This is a genomic window from Nocardioides dubius, assembly GCF_039528155.1.
GTDB lineage: Bacteria > Actinomycetota > Actinomycetes > Propionibacteriales > Nocardioidaceae > Nocardioides > Nocardioides dubius.
Genome location: NZ_BAAALG010000012.1, coordinates 138,994 through 164,112 on the forward strand (window position 1 = coordinate 138,994; position 25,119 = coordinate 164,112).

The window sequence follows — 25,119 nt, forward strand, 5'->3', positions numbered from 1 at the left end:
GTGCACCTGGTCCCCCTGCGGTGGCGCGGCACCCATGAATCCGGCGTCGCCGCCGTCGTGGCGGACGCCGCCGCCGCAAGTCCAACGACCACGCCGACGCCGAGCAGGGCGACGAGCAGGGCGAGGGCGCCGGCGAGGCCGCCGAGGGCGAGGACTCCGACTCCGACTCCGACGACGAGCAGGGCGAGGGCACCAGCTCGCGGCGCCGTCGTCGCCGCCGCCGTGCCGGCGAGGGCTCGAACGACAGCTCCGACGACCCGGCCAACACCGTCACCAAGGTCCGCCAGAGTCGTACCGGCGAGGACCAGATCACCGCGGTCTCCGGATCCACCCGCCTGGAGGCCAAGAAGCAGCGTCGCCGCGAGGGCCGCGAGGCCGGTCGCCGTCGCGCGCCGATCGTGAGCGAGGCCGAGTTCCTGGCCCGTCGCGAGGCCGTCGAGCGGGTGATGGTGATCCGCCAGCGCGGCGAGCTGACCCAGATCGGCGTCCTCGAGGACAAGGTCCTGGTCGAGCACTACGTCTCGCGCGAGTCGCAGAACTCGATGATCGGCAACGTCTACGTGGGTCGCGTGCAGAACGTGCTGCCCTCGATGGAGGCCGCCTTCGTCGACATCGGCAAGGGCCGCAACGCGGTGCTCTACGCCGGCGAGGTCAACTGGTCGGCGCTCGGCCACCGCGAGGGCCAGCCGCGCAAGATCGAGTCCGTGCTCTCCAGCGGACAGCCGATCCTGGTCCAGGTCTCCAAGGACCCGATCGGCCACAAGGGCGCCCGCCTGACCAGCCAGATCAGCCTGGCCGGACGCTTCCTGGTCTACGTGCCGGACGGCACCACCTCCGGCATCTCGCGCAAGCTGCCCGACACCGAGCGGGCCCGCCTGAAGAGCCTGCTCAAGGAGATCGTCCCGGACTCCGCGGGCGTGATCGTGCGCACCGCCGCCGAGGGCGCCTCCGAGGAGGAGCTGACCCAGGACGTCGAGCGGCTCAAGGCGCGCTGGGAGGACATCGAGGCGAAGTCCAAGCAGGGCAGCGCTCCGAAGCTGCTCTACGGCGAGCCCGACCTGACCCTCAAGGTCGTCCGTGACCTGTTCACCGAGGACTTCGCCAAGCTGGTCATCGACGGCGACGACGCCTGGGACACCGTGCAGGGCTACGTCTCGCACATCGCTCCCGACCTCGAGGACCGCCTCGAGCGCTACCAGGCGAGCGAGACCAGCGGTGACGCGTTCGCCGCCTACCGGATCGACGAGCAGATCGCCAAGGGCCTGGACCGCAAGGTCTGGCTGCCCTCGGGCGGCTCGCTGGTGATCGACCGGACCGAGGCGATGACCGTCGTCGACGTCAACACCGGCAAGTTCACCGGCTCCGGCGGAAACCTCGAGGAGACCGTCACCAAGAACAACCTGGAGGCGGCCGAGGAGATCGTCCGCCAGCTGCGGCTGCGCGACATCGGCGGCATCATCGTCGTCGACTTCATCGACATGGTCCTGGAGAGCAACCGCGACCTGGTGCTGCGTCGCCTGGTCGAGTGCCTGGGCCGCGACCGCACCCGCCACCAGGTCGCCGAGGTCACCTCGCTGGGCCTGGTCCAGATGACCCGCAAGCGGATCGGCACCGGTCTGCTGGAGGCGTTCAGCGAGAGCTGCGAGCACTGCGCGGGCCGCGGCCTGATGCTGCACGACATGCCGATCGAGCCGAAGCGCTCCGACGACGACTCGAAGCGCTCCAACCGCCGCAACCGCAAGGGCAAGGGCGACGGCGACCAGCAGCGCAACGAGCAGCAGCGCAACGACCACCAGCACGAGGCCCCGAAGCCGCCGTCGCCGAAGGACGTTGCCGCAGTGGCCCGCCCGGAGGCCGCCGAGCAGGCCGACGCCGAGGTCGCTGCTGCGCCTGCTGCGGAGCAGTCGGCAACCGAGCAGCCCGCCGCCGAGGCAGCCGCACCGGTGGTGCAGACCTCGACCCGCTCGTCGCGTCGCAACCGTCGCAACCGCTCCGCCGAGGGCGAGCAGGCTCCGGCCCAGCAGGAGAAGGCTGCCGAGCAGCAGGCTCCCGCCGAGCCGGCTCAGGCCGAGCCGGCCCCGGCCGAGCAGGCGCAGCCGGAGAAGGCCACCGAGGCGCAGCAGCCCGAGGTCGCCGAGCCTGAGCAGGCCTCGGTGACCACCACCCAGCTGACCCGCAGCCGTCGTGGAGCGCGCAGCTCCGGCGTGGTCACCCCGAAGGCCTCCGAGCCGATCGTGGTGGCCCCGGTGACGCAGGCCGAGCAGCCGGCGGCACCGACGGCGGCTCCGACGGTCACCGTGACCACCCGCTCGCGGGGGCGTCGCAACGAGGCCGCCGCCCGCTCGGAGGAGACGGGTGGCGAGCAGGCCGAGCTGCACGTGCCGATCAAGAAGAAGGGCTCGCGCAAGCGCTGAGTCCGGCCGGAGCTCGTGAGACGGGGGAGCGGGGGCGCCATTATGTGGGATTTTCCTGCCGGCGTCCCCAGCTACTCACTAGGCTTCTCCAAAACTCTACTGGATCACTAGTCTTTGCATGCGCGTTCGCGCACTGAAAGGTTGAGTCGATGACCTACCGTCCCGAAACCCTCGCGGTCCACGCCGGCCAGGAGCAGCCCGACCCGGCAACGAACTCCCGCGCGGTGCCGATCTACCAGACCACCTCCTACGTCTTCAACGACACCGAGCACGCCGCGAACCTGTTCGCGCTGTCGGAGCCGGGCAACATCTACACCCGGATCATGAACCCGACGCAGTCGGTCTTCGAGGACCGGATCAACCAGCTCGAGGGCGGCGTCGGCGCACTCGCCGTGGCGTCGGGCTCGGCCGCGATCACCTATGCGGTGCTCAACCTGACCTACGCGGGCGACAACATCGTCGCGCTCTCCACCCTCTACGGCGGCACCTACGCGCTCTTCGCGCACACCCTGCCGCAGTTCGGCATCGAGGTCCGCTTCGTCGACCCGAACAAGCCGGAGGAGCTCGCCAAGCACGTCGACGAGAAGACCAAGCTGGTCTTCGGCGAGACCGTCGGCAACCCGAAGATCAACGTCGCCGACCTGGACGCCTGGTCCGAGGCCGCGCACGCCCAGGGCCTGCCCTTCATCGTGGACGCGACCGCCTCGACCCCGTACCTGGTGCGCCCGTTCGAGCACGGCGTGGACGTCGTCGTGCACTCGGCCACCAAGTACATCGGCGGCCACGGCACCTCCATCGGCGGCATCATCGTCGACTCCGGCAACTTCGACTGGGCCGCGCACTCCGAGCGCTTCCCGGGCCTGACCGGCCCCGATCAGGCGTACCACGGCGTGGTGTGGACCGAGGCCGTCGGCAACCTGGCCTTCATCATCCGGGCCCGCACCGTGCTGCTGCGCAACACCGGCGCTGCGATCACCCCGCACAACTCCTGGCTCTTCCTGCAGGGCCTGGAGACGCTGCACCTGCGCCTGGAGCGTCACTCGACCAACGCCCTCGCCGTCGCGCAGTGGCTGGAGAGCCACGACGCCGTCGCCTGGGTCTCCTACCCGGGCCTGGAGTCGAGCCCCGACAAGGCGGTCTACGACCGGATCTCCACCGGGCGCGGCTACGGCGGCCTGCTCTCCTTCGGCCTGAAGTCCGGGCGCGACGGCGGCAAGCGCTTCATCGAGGCGCTTGAGCTGTTCAGCCACCTGGTCAACATCGGCGACGCGAAGTCGCTGGCGGTGCACAACGCCACCACCACGCACTCGCAGCTCACCCCGGAGGAGCTCGAGGCTGCCGGCGTCCCCGAGGACCTGGTCCGCCTGAGCATCGGCATCGAGAACGTCGACGACCTGATCGCCGACCTCGACCAGGCTCTCGCCGCCTCCAAGTGAGGCGACTAGCAAGGTGACTCCACCAACGTGACCCATCCTCTGGGCTACGTCGAGACGCAGCGGGCCGTCCTCTTCGCCGAGGGCGACCCGCTGCGGCTGCGTAGCGGTGCCGAGCTCCACGACGTCGAGGTCGCCTACGAGACCTACGGCGAGCTGTCGCCGACCGGCGACAACGCGATCTTCGTCTGCCATGCCCTGACCGGCGACGCGCATGCCGCCGGGCTCCGGATGGGGGAGAAGCGGCGCGGCTGGTGGGACAACATGATCGGGCGCGGCAAGCCGATCGACACCGATCGCTTCTTCGTGATCTCGGCGAACCTGCTCGGTGGCTGCTCGGGCACCACCGGCCCGCAGTCGAACGATCCGGCCACGGGTCGCGCCTACGGGCCCGACTTCCCGCTGCTGCACATGAGCGACGTCGTCGCGGTGCACCGGCGGCTGGTGGCCAGTCTCGGCGTCCAGCGCCTCTACGCGGCGGTGGGCGGCTCCCTCGGCGGGATGCAGGTGCTGCAGTGGGTCTGCGACGCCCCCGAGCAGATCGAGCGCGCCGTGGTGATCGCGGCCAGCTCGCAGCTCAGCACCGAGAACATCGCCTTCTCGACGGTCGCCCGCCAGGCGATCATGGGCGATCCGGACTACCGCGAGGGCCGCTATCGCGAGCACGGGGTCCGCCCGGACCAGGGGATGAAGGTGGCGCGGATGATGGCGCACATCACCTACGTCTCACCCGAGGCGCTGGCCACCAAGTTCGGGCGGCGGCGCACGACGGTCGGCGAGCAGATGGAGATGGCGCCCGACTTCGAGGTGGAGCACTACCTCCAGCACCAGGGCGACGCCTTCCTGGGGCGCTTCGACGCTCTCTCCTACCTGGCGCTCTCGCGTCTGTTGGACTACTTCGATCCGTTCGCCGACGCGGCCACCGCGGAGGCGTTGGCCCGCACCTCGACCCGGTTCCAGGTGACCTCCTTCGACAGCGACTGGCGCTTCAGCACCGCGCAGTCGCAGCGGATGGTCGAGCAGTTGCGCGCGCACGGCGTCGCCGTGGACTTCGCCGAGCTCTCCTCGCCGCACGGGCACGACTCGTTCCTGCTGGAGTCGCCGGGCTACCATGACCGGGTACGTTCCTTCGTGGGGTGATTCCGGTGGCTCCGGCCACCGTCGTCGTGTTGCGCTCGTCGCATTCGCGCCGTCGTTTTGCCTCAGTGCGGACGGGACCGTACTATTGACCCTCGGCGTGTGAATTCGCGCCTTTTCTCTGCATGGCTCGGTCCGGGAGGACTGTTGGCCGCAGACCAAGAGTTTTCTGCCAGGATTTTCGACGAAGGAGACCGCGGTGTACGCGATCGTGCGCGCAGGCGCCACTCAGCAGAAGGTTGCCGTGGGCGACGTCATCGAGATCGACAAGGTGACCACCGCGGTTGGCGAGTCGGTGGAGCTGCCGGTCGTGCTGCTGGTCGACGGCGAGGCGATCACCGCCGACGCCGCCAAGCTCGGCAAGGCCAGCGTCACGGCTGAGGTCCTCGGTGCCACCAAGGGCCCGAAGATCATCATCCAGAAGTACAAGAACAAGACCGGCTACAAGAAGCGCCAGGGTCACCGTCAGAAGTACACCCAGGTGAAGGTCACCGCCATCTCCGCCTGATGCGGACCTCGGCGAGCTCACTCCAGACAGAAGAGGACTGAAGAGATGGCACACAAGAAGGGTGCAGCCTCCACCAAGAACGGCCGCGACTCCAACGCTCAGCGCCTCGGCGTGAAGCGCTTCGGTGGCCAGGCCGTCAACGCCGGCGAGATCATCGTCCGCCAGCGCGGCACGCACTTCCACCCGGGCAGCAACGTCGGTCGCGGTGGCGACGACACGCTGTTCGCTCTGGCCGCCGGTGCGGTCGAGTTCGGTACCCGTCGTGGCCGCAAGGTCATCAACGTGGTCCCGGAGGCCTGAGCCTCCCGCACGTTCAGTATTCGTCGAAGGCGTCCCTAGAATCTAGGGGCGCCTTCGCGTTTGTGGCCCTACCGCCGGTAGAGCGCCGCCAGAAAGGATCACCCCATGGCCGTTCCCACCTTCGTCGATCAGGTCCGGATGCACATCGCCGCCGGACGCGGAGGCAACGGCGTGGCGTCGGTGCACCGCGAGAAGTTCAAGCCGCTCGGTGGCCCGGACGGCGGCAACGGCGGCCCCGGCGGCTCGGTGATCCTGCGGGTGACCGGTGACGTCACCACGCTCATCGACTACCACCACAACGCCAAGCGGCGTGCCGAGCACGGCGGACAGGGTGCCGGTGCCCACCGCAACGGTGCCCACGGCGCCGACCTGGTGCTCCCGGTCCCGGACGGCACCGTGGTCTCCGACACCGAGGGCAACGTGCTGGCCGACATGGTCGGCATCGGCACCGAGATGGTGATCGCCCAGGGCGGCCGCGGCGGCCTCGGCAACGCCGCGCTGGCCTCGGCCAAGCGCAAGGCGCCCGGCTTCGCGCTGCTCGGCGAGCCCGGCGACGAGCTCGAGGTCATCCTCGAGCTCAAGGTTGTCGCCGACATCGGCCTGGTCGGCTTCCCGAGCGCGGGCAAGTCGTCGCTGATCGCCGCGATCTCGCGCGCCCGGCCCAAGATCGCCGACTACCCGTTCACCACCCTGGTCCCGAACCTGGGCGTGGTCCGCGCCGGCGACACCACCTTCACCGTCGCCGACGTGCCCGGTCTGATCGAGGGCGCCGCCGAGGGCCGCGGCCTGGGTCACGACTTCCTGCGGCACATCGAGCGCTGCGCGGCCCTGCTGCACGTGGTCGACACGGCCTCGATCGAGCCCGGCCGCAATCCGATCGACGACCTCGACATCATGGAGGGCGAGCTGGCCCGCTACGGCGGTCTGGAGGACCGTCCGCGGCTGGTCGCGCTGAACAAGATCGACGTCCCCGACGGTCGTGACATCGCCTCCTTCGTGGTCGACGAGCTGCGCGAGCGCGGCCTGCGGGTCTTCGAGATCAGCGCCGCCTCCGGCGAGGGCCTCAAGGAGCTCATCTTCGCGATGGGCGAGCTGGTCGCTGCGGCGCGCGCCGAGCAGCCCCAGGTCGAGGCCCAGCGGATCGTGCTGCGCCCTGCGGGTGCCGACGGCGGCGCGGACTTCACCATCACCGAGACCAACGAGGGCTGGCGGGTGCGGGGCGAGAAGCCCGAGCGCTGGGTGCGCCAGACCGACTTCAGCAACGACGAGGCCGTCGGCTTCCTGGCGGACCGGCTGAACCGGCTCGGCGTGGAGACCGCCCTGGTGCGCCTCGGCGCCGAGGAGGGCGACGCCGTCCTGATCGGGCGTCCGGAGAACTCGGTGGTCTTCGACTTCAAGCCCGGGATCGACGCCGGCGTGGAGATGCTCGGACGTCGTGGCGAGGACCAGCGCTTCGACGAGCAGCGCCCGGCCGCCAAGCGTCGCCGCAAGATCGACGAGGCGATGGACGACCGCACCGAGGGCGAGACCCGTGCCGACGTGGCCCGGCGCCTCGACGACAGCCCCGGTCAGAGCGGCCCGATGGCCTACGAGATCGGCTCGGCCGAGGACCCGGACTGGAACGAGAGCGACCCGGACGCACTCACGTGAGCGGGAGCCTGCGCCGCGAGGTGCTCGACGCCCGCAGGATCGTCGTCAAGATCGGCTCGTCGTCGCTGACCACCCCCTCGGGTGGCATCGACCCGGAGCGGATCCGGACGCTGGCCGACGTCTTGGCGGGCGTGCGCGCCCGCGGCGCCGAGGTCGTCCTGGTCTCCTCGGGTGCGATCGCGGCCGGCCTGGCGCCGCTCGGCCTGACCCGGCGCCCGCGCGCGCTCGCCGCGCAGCAGGCCGCTGCCTCGGTGGGCCAGGGGCTCCTGGTGCACCGCTACACCGAGGAGCTGGCCCGGCACCAGATCACCACCGGGCAGGTCCTGCTCACCGTCGACGACGTCACCCGCCGCGCGCACTACCGCAACGCCTCGCAGACCTTCGACAAGCTGCTCGAGTTCGGCGCCCTGCCGATCGTCAACGAGAACGACACGGTCGCCACCTCGGAAATCCGCTTCGGCGACAACGACCGGCTCGCCGCGCTGGTCGCGCACCTGGTGCACGCGGACCTGCTGGTCCTGCTCTCCGACGTCGACGGCCTCTACACCGCCAAGCCCGGCACGCCCGGCGCGCGCCGGCTGACCGAGGTCACGCGGCCGGCCGACCTGGACGGCGTCGACATCGGCAGCGTCGGCTCCGCGGTGGGCACCGGCGGCATGGTCACCAAGGTGGGGGCTGCCCGGATCGCCGTCGAGGCGGGCATCCCGGTCGTGCTCACCTGCGCCGACAACGCCGCCGCCGCGCTGAGCGGCGAGGGCGTCGGCACGCTCTTCCACGCCACCGGCAAGCGCCGCTCCGCGCGCCTGCTCTGGCTGGCGCACGCCACCGAGGGCGTCGGCTCCCTGCAGGTCGACGCCGGCGCCGTGCGCGCGCTGGTGGAGCGCGGCGCGTCGCTGCTCGCCGCCGGGCTGACCGGCGTGGTGGGCACCTTCCATGCCGGGGACCCGGTCGACGTGGTCGGTCCGGACGGCGTCGCCATCGCCCGCGGGCTGGTGAACTTCGACTCCGAGGAGATCCCCAAGCTGCTCGGGCGCTCGTCGCCCGAGCTGGTCGCCGAGTTCGGCGAGGCCTACGAGCGTGAGGTCGTGCATCGCGACGACCTCATGCTGCTGTGAGCTGACGACGTAGGCTTGAGGCTGTCATGACCGACTCCACCCGGGTGTATCTCGACCACGCCGCGACGACGCCGATGCTGCCGGCGGCGGTGGCCGCACTCACCACTCAGCTGGCCCGCGTGGGCAACGCCTCGTCGTTGCACGCCTCGGGACGCGACGCCCGGCGGGTGGTCGAGGAGTCGCGGGAGCGGATCGCCGCCGCACTCGGCTGCCGGCCCGGCGAGGTGGTCTTCACCTCCGGTGGCACCGAGGCCGACAACCTGGCGATCAAGGGCATCCACTGGGCCCGTTCGGCCGCCGACCCGCGACGCACCCGGATCCTGGCCAGCAGCGTCGAGCACCACGCGGTGCTCGATCCGCTGGAGTGGCTGAGCGAGCGTGGCGTCGACGTCGAGCTGCTGCCGGTCGACGCCCAGTGCCGGCTCGACGTGGCGACGCTGCGTGCCGCCGTGGAGCGGGACCCGGCATCGGTGAGCCTGATCTCGGTGATGTGGGCCAACAACGAGATCGGCACCCTGCAGCCGATCTCCGAGGTGGTCGCGCTGGCCAAGGAGCACGGCATCCCGGTGCACACCGACGCGGTCCAGGCCGTGGGGGCGGTCCCGGTGGACTTCGCAGCCAGCGGCGTCGACGCGCTCACGCTGACCGGGCACAAGGTCGGTGGGCCGTTCGGCGTCGGCGCCCTGGTGCTGCGCCGCGAGCTGACCGTCACCCCGATCCTGCACGGCGGCGGCCAGGAGCGTGACGTGCGCAGCGGCACCATCGACGTGCCGGCGATCGCCGGCTTCGCGGTCGCGGTGGAGCAGAGCGTCAAGGAGCAGGCGGCGAACGCCGCCCGGATCGCCGCGCTGCGTGACGACCTGGTCGCCCGGGTGGTCGCTGCGGTCCCCGACGTGGAGGTCAGCGGGCGCGGCGCCGAGCTGCTGCCCGGCCATGCCCACCTGCGCTTCCCGGGCTGTGAGGGCGACTCGCTGCTGATGCTGCTCGACGCGCGCGGCGTGGAGTGCTCCACGGGATCTGCCTGCAATGCCGGCGTCCCGCAGGCCTCGCACGTGCTGCTCGCGATGGGCTGCACCGAGGCGGAGGCCCGCAGCTCGCTCCGGTTCACCCTCGGGCACACCAGCACCCCCGCCGACGTCGACGCCGTCGTGGAGGCGATCGCGGCCGTCGTCGAGCGGGCCCGGGCGGCCAGCGAGGCCCGCGGCGCCGTGGGTGGCTGGTGATGCGCGTCCTCGCGGCCATGTCCGGCGGGGTCGACTCCGCCGTCGCCGCGGCGCGCGCGGTCGATGCCGGGCACGAGGTCACCGGCATCCACCTGGCGCTGTCGCGCAACCCGAAGTCGTACCGCACCGGTGCCCGCGGCTGCTGCACCATCGAGGACAGCAACGACGCCCGACGCGCAGCCGACGTGATCGGGATCCCGTTCTACGTCTGGGACTTCAGCGATCGCTTCCACGAGGACGTGGTCGAGGACTTCATGAGCGAGTACGCGGCCGGGCGCACCCCGAACCCGTGCTTGCGCTGCAACGAGAAGATCAAGTTCGCGGCGGTGCTGGACCGCGCGCTGGCGCTCGGCTTCGACGCGGTGGTCACCGGGCACTACGCCCAGCTGGCCACCGGCACCGACGGACTGATCGAGCTGCACCGCGGCATCGACCACGGCAAGGACCAGTCCTACGTGCTCGGCGTGCTCAGCCAGGCCCAGCTGGCGCACTCGCTCTTCCCGCTCGGTGACACCACCAAGCCGGAGATCCGGGCCGAGGCCGAGCGCCGGGGCCTGACGGTGGCGCACAAGCCGGACTCCCACGACATCTGCTTCATCGCCGACGGCGACAACGCCGGCTGGCTGGAGGAGAAGCTCGGCGAGCGGATGCCGAACCGGGGCGGCGACATCGTCGACGCCACCAGTGGCGAGGTGCTGGGCACCCACCGCGGCACCACCGCCTACACGATCGGACAGCGCAAGGGGCTGGCCATCGGCCGCCCGGCACCCGACGGCAAGCCGCGCTTCGTGCTCTCCATCGAGCCGGTCTCCGGCACCATCGAGGTCGGCCCGCGCGAGGCGCTGCGGATCGACCGGATCAGCGGCATCCGGGCACGCTGGTGCGGGACGGTGCCCTCGGCGCTCGACGCGACGGTGCAGCTCCGCGCGCACGGTGATGAGCACCGCGCCGTGGTCACGGTCACCGATGCCGAGGCCGGCACCGTGGAGATCGAGCTGCTGGACCCGGCCGAGGGGATCGCCCCCGGGCAGGCCGCGGTGATCTACGACGGCACCCGGGTGGTGGGCTCGGCGACCATCTCGGCGACCGCCCGCAGCGAGGCGCTGCGGTGAGTCAGGTCGTGGCCACCGGCATCGGATCGATGCCGGGCGGCGAGCCGCTGGCCGCCGAGGAGGAGAACGCGTCCGCCTTCGCGGAGGCGTTGCGGGTGGTGCTGGGCGAGCTGCCCGATCTCGCCCACTTGCCGGAGCTTCCGGGGCGTGGTGCGATCGCCTCGATGACCGGGCGCGGAGCCGCGCTGCTGGCCGAGCTCGCCGCCGATCTGCAGCCCGCCGGCTGGCGGCTGACCGGCAGCCCCGGCATCGACCAGCGCCGGGCCCGCTCGCTGCTGGCCCGTGACCTGGACACCCTGGAGGAGCTCGCCCAGGAGTACGACGGCGTCTTCAAGGTGCAGTTGATCGGTCCGTGGACGATGGCGGCCACGGTGGAGAAGCCGCGTGGCGACAAGGTGCTCGCCGACCACGGCGCCCGCCGGGAGCTCGCCGAGTCGCTCGCCGAGGGGCTGCGCGAGCACGTCGCGGATCTGCGCCGGCGGCTGCCCGCGGTGAGCGAGCTGATCGTGCAGATCGACGAGCCGGCGCTGCCTGCCGTGCTGGCGGCCCAGATCCCGACCGCGTCGGGCTACGGCCGGCACCGCAGCATCGACCTGCCCGAGGCGTCCGCGGGACTGGCCCGGGTGCTCGGTGCGGTCACCGACGCCGGTGCGGTGCCGATCGTGCACTGCTGCGCCCCCGAGTTCCCGATCGAGCTGGTCCGCGGTGCCGGTGCCCGTGGCGTCGCCGTCGACCTGACCCTGGTGGACGCCGTCCGCGCCGACCAGCTGGCCGAGGCGATCGAGGCGGGGGAGCGGGTGCTGCTCGGCGCCGTCGGCTCGACGTCCGCCGGGCCTGCCGCGACCAAGGCGCAGGCCGCCGAGCGGGTCAGCCGCTTCCTCGACATGCTCGGCTTGGAGCCGACCCCCGCGATGACGATCACTCCGACTTGCGGGCTGGCCGGCGCCGACGCGACCTGGGTCCGCGCCGCGCTGCGTGCCTGCCGTGAGGCTGCTGCGACTTTCTGACGCTATACGGCGTCGGCGCCGAGCGGGCCGATGAACGGCAGCACCACGGTGCAGCCGACCTTCTTGGCGCGCTTCGGGTCGAGGGTGTTGAGCACCAGGCGCGCGGCGATCGGGTCGGCGGCGATCTCGAAGTGCTCGGAGAGGTCGGTGGCGCAGTAGTCCTGGACCACCAGGTTGCGCATCCCCTTCTGCCGGCCGCTGGTGTAGGGGATCACCAGCTCGTCGTAGCGGGTCATGATGTTCGTGTAGCGGATGCCCTTGCTGGCCACCCTGCCCGTGCGGATCTTCTTCATGAACGCCGAGCCGGTGCCGAACTGGGCACAGGCGGTGCAGGCCGGGAACGCGTCCTCGCCGCCGAAGATCGGGTTGAGCAGTGCGGTGACGTCGGCGACCCGGGTGCCGTGCCACAGCGGCGCCAGCGAGACGTAGTTGCGCACGTGCTTGCGCCCGCCGAGATAGCGCACCCAGTACTGGGGCATCAGCGTGCCCTGTGAGTGGCCGACCAGGTCGACCTTGGCGGCGCCGGTGTGGCGACGGACCTTGGCCACGAACTGCTTGAGCTGGCGTGCGGAGGCCTTCATGCTGCCGAAGCCGCCGAGGATGCTGAGCGGCAGTTCCTTGCTGAGCTGGCCGTAGGTCAGCGCGTAGACGCAGTAGCCGGCGTTCTTCAGCAGCGGGCCGTAGGTCTGCCAGTTGGTGTTGCCGTTGCCGAAGGTGCCGTGCACCAGCACCACCGGGCGGGGGTGCGCCTTGGTCGGCTTGCAGGACCAGTCGTTGGTGCCCGGTGCGCTGAAGCTCAGGGAAGCCCCGCCGGTGACCGCGGTGGGCAGGAAGCTCCACGGGACCGGGAGCTTCTCCTCAGCGCTGGCGGGGCTGGAGGTGAGCCCGGCCAGCAGAGCGAGCAGGGTCAGCAGAGTGACGACGATGCGGCGCATGGCGGGTCAACGACATGCGCCGCATCGCGGTTACGTCAGCTGCTCAGTGGCCGACGCCGGCGCTGGGTCCATCGGTCGCCAGCTCGGTGTGCTTGACGTCGAGGAAGGTCCAGATGACCAGCGAGCCGAGCAGCGCCATCCCGGCCCCGACCAGGAAGGCGGTGGTGGCGCCGTCGGTGAAGGCGGCGTAGCCGAAGAGCTCCATCATCCGGGGCGGGAGCTGCTCGGAGCCGGCGCCGGCGGGCGCGGCACCGGACGGCGTCCAGTTGTTGGCCACGTGCACCGCGACCGTGCTGAGCGCCGCCAGGCCGAGCGCGCCGCCGACCTGCTGGGTGGTGTTCAGAACGCCGGACCCGATGCCGGAGTCCTCGGTGCGCAGGTGGTGGACGGCGGTCAGGGTGACGGTCACGAAGGTGGCGCCCATGCCCATCGCCATGGTGATCACCCAGGGGAAGATGTCGGTCCAGTAGTTGACGCTCTCACCCAGGTTGCCGCCGTTCGCGGCGAGCTGGGCGATGTTGGTGGCGCTGTCGTCGACCTCGATCCGGCTGAACATGAAGAGCGAGAAGGCGGCGATCAGGGTGCCGGTGCCGGCCAGGACCCGCGGCGCCACGTGGTTGATCAGCTTGGAGCAGGTGACGGCCGAGAAGACCATCGCGAAGGCGAACGGCAAGAAGGCGAGCCCGGCCTTGATCGGGCTGTACTCCATCACGTTCTGCACGAAGAGGCTGAGGAAGAAGAACATCGCGAACATCGCGGCGGGCAGCAGCATCATCGCGGCGAAGCTGGTGGCGCGGGTCCGGTTCATGACCACGCGGAAGGGCAGCAGCGGGTGCTCGACGCGACGCTCGATCAGCACGAAGACGACCAGCAGCGCGACGCCGACGGCGAGGCTGGTGATGGTCCAGGTGTCACCCCAGCCGTGCTTCTCCTCGCCGGCGCGGGAGAGGCCGAAGACGATGGAGAGCAGGCCGATCGTGGCGGTGACGGCGCCGGGCACGTCGAGCCAGCCGGTGTGCTTCTCGGACTCCTTGAGCACGCGCGGGGCAAGGAGTGCTGCGGCGATGCCGATCGGCACGTTGATCAGGAAGGTGAGCCGCCAGCCGTCGACGTGGGTGCCGAAGGCGTCGAAGCCCGAGCCGGTGAGCCAGCCGCCGAGGATCAGGCCGACCGCGGCGCCGACGCCGGACATCGCGGCGTAGACCGCGAAGGCGCGGCTGCGCTCGGGGCCGGCCGGGAACGTGGTGGTGATCAGGGCGAGTGCCGAGGGGGCGGCCAGCGCGGCGCCGACGCCCTGCAGGCCTCGCGAGCCCAGCAGCATCGCCTCGTTGGTGGCCAGGCCGCCGAGCAGCGAGGCGATCGCGAAGACGGTGACACCGGCGATGAAGATCAGGCGGCGGCCGTAGAGGTCGCCGAGCCGGCCGCCGAGCAGCAGCAGGCCACCGAAGGTGAGGGCGTAGCCGGTGACGATCCACTGCAGGCTGGAGTCGCCGATGTTGAGGTCGTCGCCGATGTAGGGGAGGGCGATGTTGGCGATCGTGCCGTCCAGCACCACCATCAGTTGCGCCACGCAGATCAGCACCAGCGCCCACCCGTGGCGGGTCGCCTCGGGCCTCGGCTGCTCGGTGGCAGTGATGTTCTCGGTCATCAGGATTCCTGTTCGTGAGGTTGGTGCAGAGCAGCAGGGAGGATGATCTGGTCGACGACGGCACTGACCAGCTCGGGGGTGGGCTCCTCGCCCATCAGGTAGACGCGGTGCAGGACGATGCCGGCCAGGGCCGGTGCGAGGAGGTCGAGGTCGACCTGTTCGCGGAGTTCCCCGCGATCGCGGGCACGGTCGTAGATGACCCGTGAGGCGGCGATCTTGGGGCCGATGAACCGCTCGCGGAACTGGCTGCCCAGCTCCTCGTCGCGATGGATCGCGGTGAGCACACCGGCGAGCAGGGCGATCGGCTTCTGCTCGGTGATCCCGCCGAAGCCGCAGAACATCGCGAGCAGGTCGCCGCGCAGGGTGCCGGTGTCGGCGGGCTCGAAGTGCTCGACGCCCTTCTGTGCCAGCAGGGCGTCGATGACCAGGGTGGCCTTGCTCTGCCAGCGCCGGTACAGCGTGGCCTTGGAGGCCTTCGCTGCCTGGGCCACCGCATCCATGGTGAGCCGGTCGTAGCCGACCTCACTGAGCACCTGGAGGGTGGCGGAGAGGATCTCCTGCTCCCGGTCGCCCTCGATGCGGGGACGCGCGGAGCCGGACTCCTTGTCGAACTGTGCGGGTGCGGGGGACATGACTCCTGCTCTGATTGGAACGAAACAGTTTCGTTTCAATCAGGGTAGGACCGGGTCGGCGGCGCGGCAACCCCTTTTCTGGGCCGTCCGGAAATGCGACGTGCGCCGCCCGGGGGTCCGGACGGCGCACGCAGGGTGGGGTCAGCGCTTGGGCTTGACCTTGACCTTCTTGGTGGCGGTGACCTTCTTGCTCCCGGCAGTGGCGGTGACGGTGAGCTTGGTCCGCTTGACCTTCTTGACCTTGGGTGCCTTGAGCTTGACCTTGACGGTGGTGCTCCTGCTGGTGGCGGCGATCGAGATCCGCTTGGTCTTGCCGGCCCAACGGACGGTGAGCTTCGTGCCGGGGACGATGCCGCGGATCGTCGCGGTCAGCTTCTTGCCGGAGCGGATGGAGGCGGGTGCCTTGAGGGTGATCTTGGTGAGCGTGGGGATCGCCGTGCTCGGGGGCGCGGGCACCGCGACCGTGAACGCGCTGACCGCGGGCTCCCCGGTGTTGGCGTGGGGGTCGGTGCCGCGCACGGCGATGGTGTGCGCGCCGTCGGTCAGCCCGGTGAAGGAGGCAGGGCTGGTGCACGTGGCCCAGTCGCCGTCGTCGAGGCGGCACTCGTAGCTGGCGGCCGGGTCGTCGCTGGTGAAGGTGAGGGCGACGTGCGCGACGTCGAGGGTGCCGGTCGGTGCGTCGGTGAGGGTGACGGTGGGAGCAGTGGTGTCGACGGTGAAGGTGGAGCTGGCCGGGGTGCCGATGTTCTCCGAGGTGTCGGTGCCGCGCACATGAACGGTGTGCTCGCCGTCGGCCAGCCCGGTGAAGGAGGCCGGGCTGGTGCAGGCGGCCCAGTCGCCGTCGTCGAGGCGGCACTCGAAGGTGGCCTCCTCGTCGGCGGAGAAGGAGACGCTGGTCGCGTCGCTGGTGATCGTGCCCGAGGGGGCGTCGCTCAGCGTGACGTCGGGCGCGACGGTGTCGACGCTGAAGGTCTGCTGTGCCGGGGTCGGGTCGACGATGTCGGCGTGGGTGCGCGCTCGCACGGAGAGGTCGTGCGATCCGTGGCTCAGTCCGGTGATGTGCAAGGGGCTGGTGCACGCGGCGAACGGAGCACCGTCGAGGCTGCACTCATAGCCGGCGATCGCGTAGCCCGGAGTGGCGGTGAAGGTTGCGCTGACGCTGCCGTGTCCCGTTCGCGCGATGTTGGTGAGAGCGGTATCGGGGACGGTCGGGTCGGACTGGTGGGTGTAGCGGAAGGTGTCGACACCGATGTAGTCGCTGTTGGTGCCGAGCGAGCCGCCGCCGGTGACGAAGTAGCGGAACGCCAGGCAGCCGGTGGTGGGCGCACCCAACGGGATGCTGCCGGAGAACTGCGTCCAGGCCTGCGGGTAGCCGCCGGCGACCTGGGTCGGGTTGACCGAGACCAGCAGGGTGCTGAAGTCGCCGACCGCCGACGCGCCGGAGCCCGGGCTGCAGGATCCGCCGGTCGACATCCGGACCTCGAGCCGATCCGGGTAGTCGGTCTGTCCGGCGCCGACCGTCGGCTTGCGGGTGTAGAAGGACCAGGCGTCGCCCGCGCTGAGGTCGGTGATCAGCGGCGTGATCAGCCAGTTGCTGATGGTTCCGGTGCTCCCCGTCGAGTTGAAGTTCACGCCGGCGTAGGAGTTGTTGGCGCCTTGGTGGGAGTTGAACGGGCCGGGTGTCGGCGTGGCGTCGGTGGCCGTTCCCTGGAACCAGGAGATCGAGCCGACGGGGGAGCTGTTGTTGGTAACGGTCCAGCCGGGGCTCGGGAACGCGTCGAAGTTCTCCGCGAGGTCGACGCCGACCGCGTCGGCCGTCGGGCTGGGGGTTGCCGGCGAGGCGGTGGCGGTCGTGGCGAGGGCGGTGGCGCCGGTTGCGCAGACGGCGACGGCTGCCGTTGCGGCCAGGGCGCGGCGGATTTGGGCGCGACGGGGTAGGGACATGGGGTCTCTCCGATGCGTGGCGGGATGACGGTGACGTAGGTGTCTCCCGAGCGACGCGGGCCCCTCCAGGCCCAAAGCCACACTCTATCCAAAATTGGAGCGTGTCTGAGAAAGGTCTAGGCCAGGTGACTACCGCGGCAGCAGCGCCAGCGAGCGGCTGATCGCGAACTCGTTCCAGGCGCGGACCCGGCGCAGCATGTAGTGGCCGACCGGCCCCATGTCGTGGAACTCGGCGCTGGCGCCGTGTGCGCGGGCTCGCTCCACGAAGCGGGCGGTGGCCTTCGCGGAGGTGATCTGGTCGGTGCTGCCGTGGGCGGCGGCCAGGCTCTTGCCGATCAGCGGGGTCACCGGGTCCTCCGGCGGGAGCCAGGGAGCGAGCGCCACCACGCCCTGCACCAGCGGGTCGTCGGCGACGTGCACGGAGGTGCGGGCGCCCATCGAGTGGCCGACCAGGACGACCGGCACTTCGCCGAGCTCGCGCCGGACCTGATCGAGCGCCCAACGCGCGTCGGGAACGGGGGAGGGCGCGGCGTCGTCGTTCCAGCCCCGCTCGCGGTAGCGCAGCAGCCAGGTGCCGACGCCGGCAGCGTGCGCCCGGCGGGTGATCGCGTGCTGCATCACCAGGCTGCGCCGCCACGGTCCACTGGAGTGCTCGACCGGCTCGCGAGAGATCTCCTGGCCGCCGTGCAGCATCAGGATCAGAGCACGCTGGCCGGCGACGTTGCGGCGGGTCAGGCTGACGGAGGTCACCCCGCGATTCTGACAGCGACGGCAACCCGTCCTGTGCCGGAGGCACACGGCAAGATAGAGCCATGAGCAGCGACGAGGTGCGCTCGGCACCGGACGAGGCCCGTTCCCAGCACGCGGAGCTGAGCCAACGGATCGAGGAGGCGCGTCAGCGCTACTACGGCGACGACTCGCCGACGATGGACGATGGCCAGTTCGACGCCGCGATGCGCGAGCTGGAGTCGCTCGAGGAGAAGTTCCCCGAGCTCCGCACTCCCGACTCGCCGAGCCAGAAGGTGGGTGGCGTCGTCGCCGCCGGGTTCGCCTCCTTCGACCACCTGCAGCGGATGGAGAGCCTCGACAACGCCTTCTCCTACGAGGAGCTCGACACCTGGTACGGGCGCCTGCTCCGGGACGGGATCGCCGCCCCCGAGCTGCTCTGCGAGCTGAAGATCGACGGCCTGGCGATCAACCTCCTCTATGAGGACGGCGAGCTGGTGCGGGCGCTCACCCGCGGTGACGGATCGACCGGTGAGGACGTCACCGCCAACGTGCGGACGATCGCCTCGATCCCACACCGGCTGACCGGAACGGCCGAGTTCCCGGTGCCGGGCCGGGTCGAGGTGCGCGGCGAGGTGTTCCTGCCGGTCGTCGCCTTCGAGCGCCTCAACGAGCAGCAGCTGGACGCCGGCAAGCCCGTCTTCGCCAACCCGCGCAACGCTGCCGCCGGGTCGTTGCGGCAGAAGAACCCGGAGATCACCGCGAGCCGGGCGCTGGACATGATCTGCCACGGCATCGGCTTCCGCGAGGGCTTCGAGCCCGCCTCGCAGTCGCAGGCCTACGCGGCGCTCCGGGCCTGGGGCCTGCACACCTCCGAGCGGATCAAGGTGCTGCCTACGCTGGCCGAGGTGCAGGAGTTCATCGAGCACTACGGGGAGCACCGCCACGATGTCGAGCACGAGATCGACGGCGTCGTGGTCAAGGTGGACGACGTCACGCTGCAGCGGCGTCTGGGCTCCACCAGCCGTGCGCCGCGCTGGGCGATCGCCTTCAAGTATCCGCCGGAGGAGGTCAACGCGAAGCTGCTGGCCATCGAGGTCAACACCGGGCGCACCGGTCGGGTCACTCCGTTCGGCGTGATGGAGCCGACCAAGGTGGCCGGCTCCACCGTCGAGCGCGCCACGCTGCACAACTTCTACGAGGTCAAGCGCAAGGACGTCCGCCCTGGCGACACGGTGATCCTGCGCAAGGCCGGCGACGTGATCCCGGAGATCCTCGGCGCGGTGCCGGACCTGCGGCCCGAGGGCCTGCCCGAGTGGGTCGCCCCGACGCACTGTCCCTCCTGCGGCACCGAGCTGGTGGAGCAGAAGGAGGGCGACAAGGACCGCCGCTGCCCCAACCACCGCTCCTGCCCGGCCCAGCTGCTGGAGCGGGTCTACTTCGTCGCGGGGCGAGGCGCCTTCGACATCGAGGGCCTGGGCAGCGAGGCCGCGGCCGCGCTGCTGGAGGCCGAGGTGCTCACCGACGAGGGCGACATCTTCGACCTGGACGCTGACGCGCTGGTGCGCACGGAGCTGTTCACCCGTGCCGCCAAGAAGGGGGAGGAGGGCCGGCAGCTGACCGCCAACGGTCAGAAGCTGCTCGACAATCTGGCGACCCGCAAGGACGTCCCGCTCTGGCGGGTTCTGGTGGCGCTCTCGGTGCGGCACGTCGGCCCGTCCGCGGCGCGAGCGCTGGCCACCGCCTTCGGCTCGATGGAGGCGATCCGCGACGCCGACGTCGAGGCGCTGGCGGCGACCGAGGGCGTGGGCGGCGTGATCGCCGCCTCCCTGCGCGAGTGGTTCGACGGTCCCGAGTCCGACTGGCACAACGCGATCATCGACAAGTGGGCGGCCGCCGGCGTGCGGATGGCCGACGAGCGTGACGAGGGCGTCGCGCGCACCCTGGAGGGGCTGACCGTGGTGGTCACCGGGTCGCTGGTCAACTACACCCGCGACTCCGTCAAGGAGGCGATCATCGTGCGCGGCGGCAAGGCGTCGGGCTCAGTGTCGAAGAAGACCGACTTCGTCGTCGTCGGAGACAACGCCGGCTCCAAGGCCGACAAGGCCGAGCAGCTGGGGCTGCGGATCCTCGACGAGGAGGGCTTCGAGCGGCTGCTGGCTGGTGGCCCGGACGCCGTCGCCGAGCCCGCGGCCGAGACGGAGAGCGAGGCCGAGGAGGGCTAGCCCTCCTTGCGGGCGTGGGTCGGCGTCGCGAAGAAGAGCGAGGCGACCAGACCCACGACCAGGATCGCCGAGGGCAGCAGCATCGAGGTCGACATCGCCGCCGCGAAGCCCTCGTGGGCGGCCTCGGGGAGCTTGCTGACGTCGGCCTCCGAGGCACCCGACCCGGCGCCGGGCAGCTCGGCTGCGAGCCTGCTCTGCATCAGGGCCGCGATCCCGGCGCTGCCCAGCACCGCGCCGAACTGGCGGGTGGTGTTGTAGACGCCTGCACCCGCTCCGGCCGCGGACATCGGCAGGTTCCGGGTGGCGGTGGCGCTCAGCGGCGCCCAGAGGAAGGCGTTCGACGCCCCGAGCAGGCCCAGCGCGAGCAGCAGCTGCCAGGTGGGGGAGTCCGGCGTCATCGCCCGGCCCAGCGCGAAGACCGCCACGGTGCCGGCGCCGAAGCCGAAGGCGGTGATCCAGCGCGGAGGGAAGGTGTCGACCAGCCGGCCCACCACCGGAGCGAGACCGGCGGAGAGCACGGCCATCGGGATCAGCAGCAGGGCGGACTCGGTGGGGGAGAGCCCGCGCACGCCCTGGGCGTAGAACATGAACGGCAGGGTCAGCGCCGTGATCGCGAACGAGACCGTGGAGATGCCGAGGTTGGCCAGCGAGAAGTTGCGGTCGCGGAAGAGGGAGAGCGGAACCAGCGGCTCGCGCTCGTTGTGGCCCTGCCACCAGATGAAGATCGCGAAGACGACCACGCCGAACCCGATCAGGCCGGGCACCGAGACCAGCGGCTCCAGCCAGCCGGGGGCGTCGATCTCGCTGAACCGGCCCCAGTCGTGCTTCTCGCCCTCCTGGATGCCGAAGACGATGCAGAACAGCGCGACCGCGGAGAGCGCGACGCCCGGCAGGTCGAAGCTGTGGTTGTGGGTGACCAGCCTCGGCACCAGTCGCCAGGCCAGGATGCCGGCCACGATGCCGACCGGCACGTTGATGATGAAGATCCACTCCCAGCCGGCGCTGTCCACCAGCACGCCGCCGAGCAGCGGGCCGACCAGCATCGCGACGCCGGCCGTGGCGCCCCACAGCGCCATCGCCTGGCCGCGGCTGTGCGCGGGGAAGGTCCGGGTGATCACCGCCATCGTCTGCGGCGACATCATCGAGGCGCCGAGGCCCTGGCAGACCCGGGCGATGATCAGGCCCTCGATGGAGCCGGTCAGGCCACACCACAGCGAGGAGAGGGTGAAGATGGCCAGGCCGACCAGGTAGATGTTCTTCGGCCCGACCCGGTCGCCGAGCCGCCCGGTGACCAGCAGTGGCACCGCATAGGCCAGCAGATAGGCGCTGGTCACCCAGATCACCGCGTTGACGTCGGTGTCCAGTCCCTCCATGATCGCGGGCGTCGCCACGGAGACGATCGTGGTGTCGAGCAGGATCATGAAGAAGCCGATCACCATCGCCCACAGAGCCGGCCACGGCTTGTAGTCGGCAGGCAGATCGGTGGTCGTCGCCGAAGTGGTCACAATCGATGAACGTACACCCGGGCACGGGCATTCGATGGGTGTCGGAGCCCAGCACTAGAATCGCCGTCATGTCCCAGACTCCCGCTAACGCGAGCGGGCCGGCTGAGATCACCCGTGACGAAGTGGCCCACCTGGCCAACCTCGCCCGGATCGACCTCTCTGACGCCGAGCTCGACCACCTTGCCCCGCAACTCTCGGTGATCCTCGACTCGGTTCGGTCGATCAGCGCGGTCGCGGGCGACGACGTGCCGGCCACCTCGCACCCGATGCCCCTGACCAACGTCTTCCGTGAGGACGTCGTCACGCCGAGCCTGAGCGCCGAGCAGGCGCTGGCGATGGCACCGGAGAGCGAGAACCAGCGGTTCAGCGTGCCGAAGATCCTGGGGGACGAGCAGTGAGCAATTGGTTGACGAAGACCGCGGCCGAGCTGGCCGAGGCACTTGCTGCCGGTGAGGTGACCTCGGTCGAGCTGACCCAGGCCCACCTGGACCGGATCGCCAGCGTCGACGGCGACGCCGACGCCGGGGTGCACGCCTTCCTGCACGTGGACGCCGAGGGTGCTCTCGCCGAGGCCGCCGCCTCCGACGCGCGCCGCGCCGCCGGTGCGCCGCTGAGCGCGCTGGACGGAGTGCCGATCGCGGTCAAGGACGTCCTGACCACCATCGGCCAGCCCACCACCTGCGGCTCGAAGATCCTCGAGGGCTGGATCCCGCCCTACGACGCCACCGTGGTGCAGCGGCTCAAGGCCGCCGGCCTGCCGATCCTCGGCAAGACGAACATGGACGAGTTCGCGATGGGCTCGTCCACGGAGCACTCGGCCTACGGCCCGACCCGCAACCCGTGGAACCTGGACAAGATCCCCGGCGGTTCCGGCGGTGGCTCGGCTGCCGCCGTCGCCGCCTTCGAGGCACCGCTCGCGCTCGGCACCGACACCGGCGGCTCGATCCGCCAGCCCGGCGCGGTCACCGGCACCGTCGGCGTGAAGCCGACCTACGGCTCGATCTCGCGCTACGGCCTGGTCGCGATGGCCAACTCGCTCGACCAGGTCGGTCCGGTCACCCGCACGGTCCTCGACGCGGCACTGCTGCACGAGATCGTCGGCGGCCACGACCCGCTCGACTCCACCAGCATCGAGGCCCCCGTCGGCGAGCTCGCCGAGGCCGCCCGCCAGGGTGCCCTGGGTGACATGACCGGCCTGCGCGTCGGCGTCATCAAGGAGCTCTCCGGCGAGGGCTACCAGGCCGGCGTCGAGGCCAAGTTCCGCGAGGCGCTGGACCTGCTGGTCGCCGCCGGTGCGGAGGTCGTCGAGGTGTCCTGCCCGAACTTCGAGCACGCGCTGGCCGCCTACTACGTGATCATGCCGTGTGAGGCCTCCTCGAACCTCGCCAAGTTCGATGCGATGCGCTACGGCCTGCGGGTGCTGCCCGAGGGCGTCGCCGCGCCGAGCGCCGAAGAGGTGATGCGCGCCAGCCGTGACGCCGGCTTCGGCGACGAGGTGAAGCGCCGGATCATCCTGGGCACCTACGCCCTGTCCAGCGGCTACTACGACGCCTACTACGGCCAGGCCCAGAAGGTGCGCACGCTGATCCAGCGTGACTTCGACGCCGCCTTCGCCGACGTCGACGTGCTGGTCTCGCCGACCTCTCCGGTCACTGCGTTCGCGCTGGGCGAGAAGCTCGACGACCCGATCGCGATGTACCTCAACGACCTCGCCACCATCCCGGCCAACCTGGCCGGCGTGCCCGGCATCTCGGTGCCGGCCGGCGTGGCCGACGAGGACGGCCTCCCGGTCGGCTTCCAGATCCTGGCTCCGGCGATGGCCGACGACCGGCTCTACCGGGTCGGCGCCGCGGTCGAGGCGTTGGTGACCAAGCAACTCGGAGGCCCGCTGCTGGGTCTCGACAAGCTCGACGCTCGGCTCGAGGCCGAGGGTGCCGCGGAGGTGGCCCGATGACCAACACGCTTCCCTCGTTCGAGACGGTGCTGGAGAGCTACGACCCGGCGATGGGTCTGGAGATCCACGTCGAGCTGAACACCAACTCGAAGATGTTCTGCGGCTGCCCCACGGTGTTCGGCGGCGAGCCGAACACCCAGGTCTGCCCGACCTGCCTCGGCCTGCCGGGCGCGATGCCGGTGGTGAACGCCAAGGGCGTCGAGGCCGCGATCAGGATCGGCCTCGCGCTCAACTGCGAGATCGCCGAGTGGTGCCGCTTCGCGCGGAAGAACTACTTCTACCCGGACATGCCGAAGAACTTCCAGACCTCGCAGTACGACGAGCCGATCGCGTTCGAGGGCTACCTCGACGTGGACGTCGACGGTGAGACCTTCCGGGTCGAGATCGAGCGCGCGCACATGGAGGAGGACACCGGCAAGGCCACCCACGTGGGTGGCGCGACCGGCCGCATCCAGGGCGCCGACTACTCGCTGATCGACTACAACCGGGCCGGCATCCCCCTGATCGAGATCGTCACCAAGCCGATCCTCGGCGCGGGCGCCAAGGCTCCGGAGGTCGCCAAGGCGTACGTCGCCGCGGTGCGTGAGCTGATCGTCGCCCTCGGCGTATCGGACGCCCGGATGGACCAGGGCTCGATCCGCGCCGACGTCAACCTGTCACTGTCGCCGAAGGGCTCGGGCACGCTCGGCACCCGCACCGAGACCAAGAACGTGAACTCGCTGCGCTCGGTCGAACGGGCGGTCAACTACGAGATGCGGCGCCACGCCGCCGTGCTCGGCGCGGGGGAGAAGATCCTCCAGGAGACCCGCCACTGGCACGAGGACACCTCGGTGACCACCAGCGGCCGGCCGAAGTCCGACGCCGACGACTACCGCTACTTCCCGGAGCCGGACCTGGTCCCCGTAGCGCCGTCGCGCGAGTGGGTCGAGGAGCTGCGCGCCACGCTGCCCGAGTTCCCCTGGCTGCGTCGTGCCCGGCTGCAGGCCGAGTGGGGCTTCTCCGACCTGGAGATGCGCGACACGGTGGGCGCCGGCGCCTTCGACCTGGTCGAGGAGACGGTTGCCGCGGGCGCGGCCCCGCAGGCCGCCCGCAAGTGGTGGCTGACCGAGCTCGCCCGGCGTGCGAACGAGCAGGGCGTGGAGGTCTCCGCGCTCGGGGTCACCCCGGCCCAGGTGGCTGCGGTGCAGGCGCTGGTCGAGGCGGGCACGATCAACGACAAGCTGGCGCGCCAGGTCTTCGACGGCCTGCTCGCCGGTGAGGGAACGCCTGAGGAGATCGTCGCGGCCCGTGGTCTGGAGATCGTCTCCGACGAGGGCGCGCTCTCCGCAGCCGTCGACAAGGCGATCGCGGAGAACCCCGACATCGCCGACAAGATCCGCGATGGCAAGGTCTCGGCCGCCGGTGCGCTGATCGGCTCCGTGATGAAGGAGATGCGCGGCCAGGCCGACGCCGGTCGCGTGCGCGAGCTGGTGCTGGAGAAGCTCGGCTGAGCTGTTCGGCCACGCCGTGAGGATGGCGGTCGATCACTGTCGCTCTGTGACAGTGATCGACCGCCATCTTGCGTTCCGCGCTCGATTCTGGGGCGCAGCGCGCTCGTAGTACCGTGAGGGCTCAATCAAGAACACGCCTACAGGCGGGGGAAGCCGGTGAG

Annotated in this window: 20 protein-coding genes; 14 read left to right on the plus strand and 6 right to left on the minus strand. The window is 70.8% G+C overall.

Features of this window, described 5'->3' with window-relative positions:
• The first annotated feature begins 398 nt into the window (after positions 1–398).
• From ABD151_RS16855 to ABD151_RS16900, 10 genes are all read left to right on the plus strand, one after another.
• Positions 399–2,414, plus strand: coding sequence for an Rne/Rng family ribonuclease (locus ABD151_RS16855; RefSeq protein WP_425571942.1), 2,016 nt, complete (start codon positions 399–401; stop codon positions 2,412–2,414).
• Positions 2,415–2,563: 149 nt separating this feature from the next.
• On the plus strand, positions 2,564–3,850 hold the full coding sequence (locus ABD151_RS16860; RefSeq protein WP_343995957.1) for an O-acetylhomoserine aminocarboxypropyltransferase/cysteine synthase family protein: 1,287 nt from the start codon (positions 2,564–2,566) through the stop codon (positions 3,848–3,850).
• Positions 3,851–3,877: 27 nt separating this feature from the next.
• On the plus strand, positions 3,878–4,987 hold the full coding sequence (gene metX, locus ABD151_RS16865; RefSeq protein WP_343995959.1) for a homoserine O-acetyltransferase MetX: 1,110 nt from the start codon (positions 3,878–3,880) through the stop codon (positions 4,985–4,987).
• A gap of 196 nt (positions 4,988–5,183) precedes the next feature.
• Positions 5,184–5,492: a 50S ribosomal protein L21 gene (gene rplU, locus ABD151_RS16870; RefSeq protein ID WP_343995960.1), complete on the plus strand. Its 309-nt coding sequence runs from the start codon at positions 5,184–5,186 to the stop codon at positions 5,490–5,492.
• A 45-nt stretch (positions 5,493–5,537) separates the two neighbouring features.
• Positions 5,538–5,792 (plus strand): 50S ribosomal protein L27, encoded by a 255-nt coding sequence (rpmA, locus tag ABD151_RS16875; protein WP_343995961.1) that lies wholly within the window; start codon positions 5,538–5,540, stop codon positions 5,790–5,792.
• 105 nt (positions 5,793–5,897) lie between these two features.
• Entirely contained in the window at positions 5,898–7,442 is a 1,545-nt protein-coding gene (gene obgE, locus ABD151_RS16880) for a GTPase ObgE (protein WP_343995962.1), read from the plus strand.
• Positions 7,439–8,557: a glutamate 5-kinase gene (gene proB / locus ABD151_RS16885; RefSeq protein WP_343995963.1), complete on the plus strand. Its 1,119-nt coding sequence runs from the start codon at positions 7,439–7,441 to the stop codon at positions 8,555–8,557. The genes obgE and proB overlap by 4 nt, the downstream gene beginning before the upstream one ends.
• A 26-nt stretch (positions 8,558–8,583) precedes the next feature.
• Positions 8,584–9,780, plus strand: coding sequence for a cysteine desulfurase family protein (locus ABD151_RS16890; protein WP_343995964.1), 1,197 nt, complete (start codon positions 8,584–8,586; stop codon positions 9,778–9,780).
• The gene (gene mnmA / locus ABD151_RS16895) at positions 9,780–10,892 is read left to right on the plus strand and encodes a tRNA 2-thiouridine(34) synthase MnmA (RefSeq protein ID WP_343995965.1); all 1,113 of its coding nucleotides are present in this window, start codon (positions 9,780–9,782) and stop codon (positions 10,890–10,892) included. Before ABD151_RS16890 ends, mnmA begins: the two co-directional genes overlap by 1 nt.
• On the plus strand, positions 10,889–11,899 hold the full coding sequence (locus ABD151_RS16900; RefSeq protein WP_343995966.1) for a uroporphyrinogen decarboxylase/cobalamine-independent methonine synthase family protein: 1,011 nt from the start codon (positions 10,889–10,891) through the stop codon (positions 11,897–11,899). Before mnmA ends, ABD151_RS16900 begins: the two co-directional genes overlap by 4 nt.
• Before the next feature lie 2 nt (positions 11,900–11,901).
• Here the strand turns inward: ABD151_RS16900 and ABD151_RS16905 are convergent, their stop codons facing one another.
• From ABD151_RS16905 to ABD151_RS16925, 5 genes are all read right to left on the minus strand, one after another.
• Positions 11,902–12,834: an esterase/lipase family protein gene (locus tag ABD151_RS16905; RefSeq protein WP_343995968.1), complete on the minus strand. Its 933-nt coding sequence runs from the start codon at positions 12,832–12,834 to the stop codon at positions 11,902–11,904.
• 43 nt (positions 12,835–12,877) lie between these two features.
• Complete coding sequence (locus ABD151_RS16910; RefSeq protein WP_343995969.1) at positions 12,878–14,482, minus strand: MFS transporter; 1,605 nt, start codon at positions 14,480–14,482, stop codon at positions 12,878–12,880.
• Positions 14,482–15,114: a TetR/AcrR family transcriptional regulator gene (locus ABD151_RS16915; protein WP_343995970.1), complete on the minus strand. Its 633-nt coding sequence runs from the start codon at positions 15,112–15,114 to the stop codon at positions 14,482–14,484. Before ABD151_RS16915 ends, ABD151_RS16910 begins: the two co-directional genes overlap by 1 nt.
• Before the next feature lie 141 nt (positions 15,115–15,255).
• Positions 15,256–17,058, minus strand: coding sequence for a choice-of-anchor J domain-containing protein (locus ABD151_RS16920; RefSeq protein ID WP_343995971.1), 1,803 nt, complete (start codon positions 17,056–17,058; stop codon positions 15,256–15,258).
• Between the two features lie 129 nt (positions 17,059–17,187).
• Positions 17,188–17,808 (minus strand): alpha/beta hydrolase, encoded by a 621-nt coding sequence (locus tag ABD151_RS16925; RefSeq protein ID WP_343995972.1) that lies wholly within the window; start codon positions 17,806–17,808, stop codon positions 17,188–17,190.
• A 62-nt stretch (positions 17,809–17,870) separates the two neighbouring features.
• Between ABD151_RS16925 and ligA the strand changes: the two genes are divergently transcribed.
• Positions 17,871–20,009: an NAD-dependent DNA ligase LigA gene (ligA, locus tag ABD151_RS16930; protein WP_343995973.1), complete on the plus strand. Its 2,139-nt coding sequence runs from the start codon at positions 17,871–17,873 to the stop codon at positions 20,007–20,009.
• Here the strand turns inward: ligA and ABD151_RS16935 are convergent.
• Complete coding sequence (locus ABD151_RS16935; RefSeq protein ID WP_343995974.1) at positions 20,006–21,514, minus strand: DHA2 family efflux MFS transporter permease subunit; 1,509 nt, start codon at positions 21,512–21,514, stop codon at positions 20,006–20,008. The genes ligA and ABD151_RS16935 overlap by 4 nt on opposite strands.
• 68 nt (positions 21,515–21,582) lie before the next feature.
• Here ABD151_RS16935 and gatC point away from each other — a divergent pair, with 68 nt between their 5' ends.
• From gatC to gatB, 3 genes are read left to right on the plus strand one after another with little or no spacing between them, the layout of a single operon-like run.
• On the plus strand, positions 21,583–21,912 hold the full coding sequence (gatC, locus tag ABD151_RS16940; protein WP_343995976.1) for an Asp-tRNA(Asn)/Glu-tRNA(Gln) amidotransferase subunit GatC: 330 nt from the start codon (positions 21,583–21,585) through the stop codon (positions 21,910–21,912).
• The gene (gatA, locus tag ABD151_RS16945; protein WP_343995977.1) at positions 21,909–23,468 is read left to right on the plus strand and encodes an Asp-tRNA(Asn)/Glu-tRNA(Gln) amidotransferase subunit GatA; all 1,560 of its coding nucleotides are present in this window, start codon (positions 21,909–21,911) and stop codon (positions 23,466–23,468) included. The genes gatC and gatA overlap by 4 nt, the downstream gene beginning before the upstream one ends.
• Complete coding sequence (gatB, locus tag ABD151_RS16950; RefSeq protein WP_343995978.1) at positions 23,465–24,958, plus strand: Asp-tRNA(Asn)/Glu-tRNA(Gln) amidotransferase subunit GatB; 1,494 nt, start codon at positions 23,465–23,467, stop codon at positions 24,956–24,958. The genes gatA and gatB overlap by 4 nt, the downstream gene beginning before the upstream one ends.
• Positions 24,959–25,119 lie beyond the last annotated feature (161 nt).